3 protein-coding genes are annotated in these 4,368 nt (G+C 57.9%); all 3 read right to left on the bottom strand.

The annotated features are described in order from the left end of the window. Positions 1 to 60 precede the first annotated feature (60 nt). The 3 genes from nifK to nifH all read right to left on the bottom strand — a co-directional run bounded on the left by nifK (position 61) and on the right by nifH (position 4,282). Entirely contained in the window at positions 61 to 1,638 is a 1,578-nt protein-coding gene (nifK, locus tag IQ273_RS31070) for a nitrogenase molybdenum-iron protein subunit beta (RefSeq protein WP_194026949.1), read from the bottom strand. A gap of 146 nt (positions 1,639 to 1,784) precedes the next feature. Beyond that, positions 1,785 to 3,236: a nitrogenase molybdenum-iron protein alpha chain gene (nifD, locus tag IQ273_RS31065; RefSeq protein WP_194026950.1), complete on the bottom strand. Its 1,452-nt coding sequence runs from the start codon at positions 3,234 to 3,236 to the stop codon at positions 1,785 to 1,787. 170 nt (positions 3,237 to 3,406) lie between these two features. Then, positions 3,407 to 4,282 carry a nitrogenase iron protein gene (gene nifH, locus IQ273_RS31060; RefSeq protein ID WP_194026948.1) on the bottom strand — a complete coding sequence of 292 codons (876 nt, stop codon included), beginning with the start codon at positions 4,280 to 4,282 and terminating at the stop codon, positions 3,407 to 3,409. Between the last annotated feature and the right edge of the window lie 86 nt (positions 4,283 to 4,368).

The raw sequence follows: 4,368 nt of genomic DNA, 5'->3' as shown, positions 1-4,368 counted from the left end.
GAGGGTGTAGGGTAGGAGAGGACAGCATCCACCCATCTACCCATCCACCCATCTACCCCTTTAGCGAATCAGGTCAAAGGAGATGTCGGTCTTCGCGATCGTGCTGGTCTTGCGATCGAGCTCGTCGAGGATGGTGTTAATAATCCAGTTGAACTGGTTGATCGCGCCCTGGTAGCCCAGGGTGGCGTAGCGGTGCATGTGGTGGCGATCGAAGATCGGGTAGCCAATGCGCACCAGCGGGGTGCCGGTGTCGCGCCACAGGTACTTGCCGTAGCTGTTGCCAATCAGCAGGTCCACAGGCTCGGTGAACATCAGCGATCGCAGGTGCCACAGATCCTTGCCGCCCCACACTGTCGCGCCCTGGCCGTAGGGGCTATTGGTCAGCAGTTCGCGGGCTTCGGCTTCAAAGTCATCGTTGCTGTTGGTCACCACAATGTGGGTCGGCTCCGCCCCCATCTCCAGCAAGAACTGGATCAGGCTCAGCGCGTGGTCGGGGTCGCCGTAGAGGGCGATCTTTTTGCCGTGAATCCAGGCCTGGGAGTCGGTCATGGCATCCACTGCCCGGCCCCGATCCTGCTGAAGTTCTAAGGGAATGGGCTTGCCGGTCACTGCCGACAGGGTCATCAAGAACTCATCGGTGCCCTTAATGCCAAAGGGCCGGAAATTATAGGTCTTCTGTCCCCAATCCTTGGCGATGTACTCCTGGGTCTTGGGCGTCGTGTACTTCTGGAAGAACACCGTACCCTCGGCATTGATGCTGTCGGCGGTATCGGCCAGGGTGGTGAGGCCGTTGTACATCTTAAATTCGCCCGTGTTGGGGGAGTCGAAGGTGTCCGAGTTGTCCGACAGAATGGTGTAGTCGATGCCAAACAGGCCCAAGATCCGCTTCAGTTCCCGAATATTGCCGATGTAGGGGTCAAAACCCAGGTTGAAGTTGAACTTGCCGTTGGTAGTTTCAGACTTTTCGTCTTTGGTCAGGGTTTTGAGAATGCTCTTCAGCATGTTGTCGTAGCCGGTGATGTGAGAGCCCACAAAGCTCGGCGTGTGAGCCGCCGGTACCGGTAGGTCTTCGGGAATGTGCCCCTCATTCTTGGCGGTGGTAATGTATGCGCCAATGTCATCCCCAATTACCTCAGCCATGCAAGTGGTGCAGAGGGCAATCATCTTGGGCTTATAGAGGGTGTAGGAGTTTTCCAGACCCGACTTCAGGTTGCTGAGGCCACCAAATACTGCCGCATCTTCGGTCATCGACGACGACACCGCCTGGAAGGGCTCTTTGTAGTTGCGGGTGAGGTGGCTGCGGAAGTAGGCCACACAGCCCTGGGAACCGTGGCTGTAGGGCAGGGTGCCTTCAAAACCAGCGGCGACAAACAGCGCCCCCAGGGGTTGGCAGGCTTTGGCGGGGTTGATGGTCAGGGCTTCGCGGGCAAAGTTCTTTTCCCGATAGTCCCAGCCTTTGGTCCATTCGGCGGTTTCAGCAATTTTGTCGTCGCTGTAGGCTCCCTCAAACTGGCGCTTGTAGGCGAACAGATCTTGGTAAGGCTCAGTCTGAAAGAGGTCGAAGTGGTCTTTAATTTTGCCTGGGTCTTCGCCCCCGCAGGAGGGCGTCGGGATGGTGTTGTCAAGATTGTCAGTCATGGTGTTCTCCTTGGGGGAGGGGAAGGGTGGATGGGTGATCAGGCAGGATTGGGGGTTGGTAGGGGCGCACTGCCGTGCGCCCTACGATCTATGCTGTGAGCCCTACGTCTGTGTGCCCTGGGGGTTGGGCGCACAGCGGTGCGCCCCTACGAGGCTTCTTGCCAAGGCGCATTAACGAGGCCCCAGGTGGGGTTGTTAACGGCCATGTCCATGTCGCGGGCGAAGACTTCAAAGCCGTCGTAGCCGTGGTAGGGGCCGGAGTAATCCCAGGAGTGCATCTGGCGGAAGGGAAGGGCCATCTTCTGGAAGACGTACTTCTCTTTAATGCCAGCGGCGATTAGGTCGGGTTTGAGTTCTTTGGCAAACTCTTCAAACTCGTAGCCGCTGATGTCGTCGTAGATGACGGTGCCTTCTTCGACGTAGTCGGCGGTGCGTTTGTAGTCGTCACCGTGGCCAAACTCATAGCCGGTGCCGATCACCTTCATGCCCAGGTCGGTAAAGGCGGGCACGACGTGACGGGGGCGCAGACCGCCGACCATCAGCATCACGGTTTTGCCTTCGAGGCGGGGGCGATACTTGGCGATGATGGTGTCCATCCGGGCCTGGTAGCTGGCGATCACCTGCTCGGTTTTTGCCTGGATGGTTTCGTCAAACTGCTCGGCGATCTTGCGCAGCGACTTGGCAATCTGGGTGGGGCCAAAGAAGTTGTACTCCATCCAGCCGATGCCGTATTTCTCTTCCATGAACCGGCAGATGTAGTTCATCGACCGATAGCAGTGGATCAGGTTCATCTTGGCCAGGGGCGTCATCACCACTTCGTTGAAGGTGCCATCCCCAGAGAACTGGCAGAGCACCCGCAGGCCGATTTCTTCTAGCAGCATGCGGCTGGGCCAGGCGTCGCCACCGATGTTGTAGTCGCCGATGATGTTGACATCGTAGGGGCTGGGCTCGAAACCTTCGGGCAGCTTGCGGTACTCGTCGGCCTTGGGCATCACCCAGTCGCGCACGGTGTCGTTGGCAATGTGGTGACCGAGGGACTGGGATACGCCTCGGAACCCTTCACAGCGCACAGGGATAACGGGCTTGCCGTATTCCTTGGCTTTGACGCGGGCGACGGCTTCAATGTCGTCGCCGATTAGGCCCACCGGGCATTCTGACTCAATGGTGGTGCCCTGGCTGAGGGGGAAGAGATCTTCTAGCTCGTCGATCAGTTTGGCTAGCTTTTTGTCGCCGCCAAACACAATGTCGCGCTCCTGGAAGTCGGAGGTGAACTGCATGGTGCCAAAGCTATCGACGCCTGTAGTGCCGATGTAGTAGTTGCGGCGACCCGACCAGGAGTAGTAGCCGCAGCCCACGGGGCCGTGGCTGATGTGAATCATGTCTTTAACCGGTCCCCAAACCACCCCTTTGGCCCCTGCATAGGCACAGCCACGGGTGGTCATTACACCGGGTACAGACTTCTTGTTGGACTTGACGCCGCAGTCAGCTTTTTCGGCGTCTTGAACGCTGATGTGCTTGGCCCGCAGCTTTTTGGCTTTGTCGGGGTAGGCCTCAAGCACCTCTTGGATCAGCTCTTTTCTGTCTTCTACGGTAGTCATGGTGCCCTCTCGGGTAGGGGTGGATGGGTAGCGGTAGCGGGTAGGTGAGTGATTGGGTGGATGGGTAAGGGGTAGGGAGAGATCCCAGGGTTCTTCTGGGCTGAACCGGCCAATTTGGCTATTGATCAAGAACCCTGGGATCTGCCGCAAGGGATCTGCTTCAACAGAACCTAAACGGCGACGACGGTTTTATCGGCGGCGAGGGCCTCCTGGTATTTCTCGTCGCTGTCGAGGATGCCGAATTGAATCAGCAGCTCTTCCAACTCATCCATGGAGATGGGCGTGGGGATGGTGAGCTTTTTGTTGTTGATGATCTTGTCGGCCAGTTGGGCGTATTCTGCGGCTTGCTTGCTGTCGGGGGCGTACTCGTTCACGGTCATGCGGCGCAGTTCGGCGTGCTGCACGATGTTGTCACGGGGGACAAAGTGAATCATCTGGGTGTTGAGCCGGCGGGCTAGTTCTTCAATTAGCTCAACTTCTTTGTCGGTGTTGCGGCTGTTGCAGATTAGGCCGCCCAAGCGCACGCCGCCGGATTGGGCATACTTGAGTACGCCTCGGGCGATGTTGTTTGCCGCATACATGGCCATCATTTCGCCAGAAACGACGATGTAGATTTCCTGGGCTTTGCCTTCCCGAATGGGCATGGCAAACCCGCCGCAGACTACGTCGCCCAGTACGTCGTAGGAGACGAAATCGAGATCTTCGTAAGCGCCTTCTTCTTCGAGGAAGTTGATGGCGGTGATAATGCCTCGACCGGCACAGCCGACGCCGGGTTCTGGGCCGCCCGACTCAACGCACTTGACGCCGCGATAGCCGATTTGCAGCACTTGCTCAAGTTCGACATCTTCAACGGCCCCGAGTTCGGCGGCCAGTTGCAGCACGGAGGTTTGGGCTTTGCTGTGCAGCATTAGGCGGGTGGAGTCGGCTTTAGGGTCACAGCCGACGATCATGATGCGTTGGCCGAGTTCGGCCATGGCGGCCAGGGTGTTCTGCGAGGTGGTGGATTTGCCGATGCCGCCTTTTCCGTAAAATGCAATCTGTCTCATGGGGATGGTCTCCTAGGTTTGGAAGGGTGATGTGGGTGAAGTGAAACGTTTGAAAACTCGGATCAGGCGAGGGCCTGGAGGATGGC

Origin of the sequence: Nodosilinea sp. LEGE 07298, from assembly GCF_015207265.1 — a bacterium.
In the GTDB taxonomy this organism is placed as follows: domain Bacteria; phylum Cyanobacteriota; class Cyanobacteriia; order Phormidesmidales; family Phormidesmidaceae; genus Nodosilinea.
This window is presented reverse-complemented; position numbering and strand designations above follow the sequence as displayed.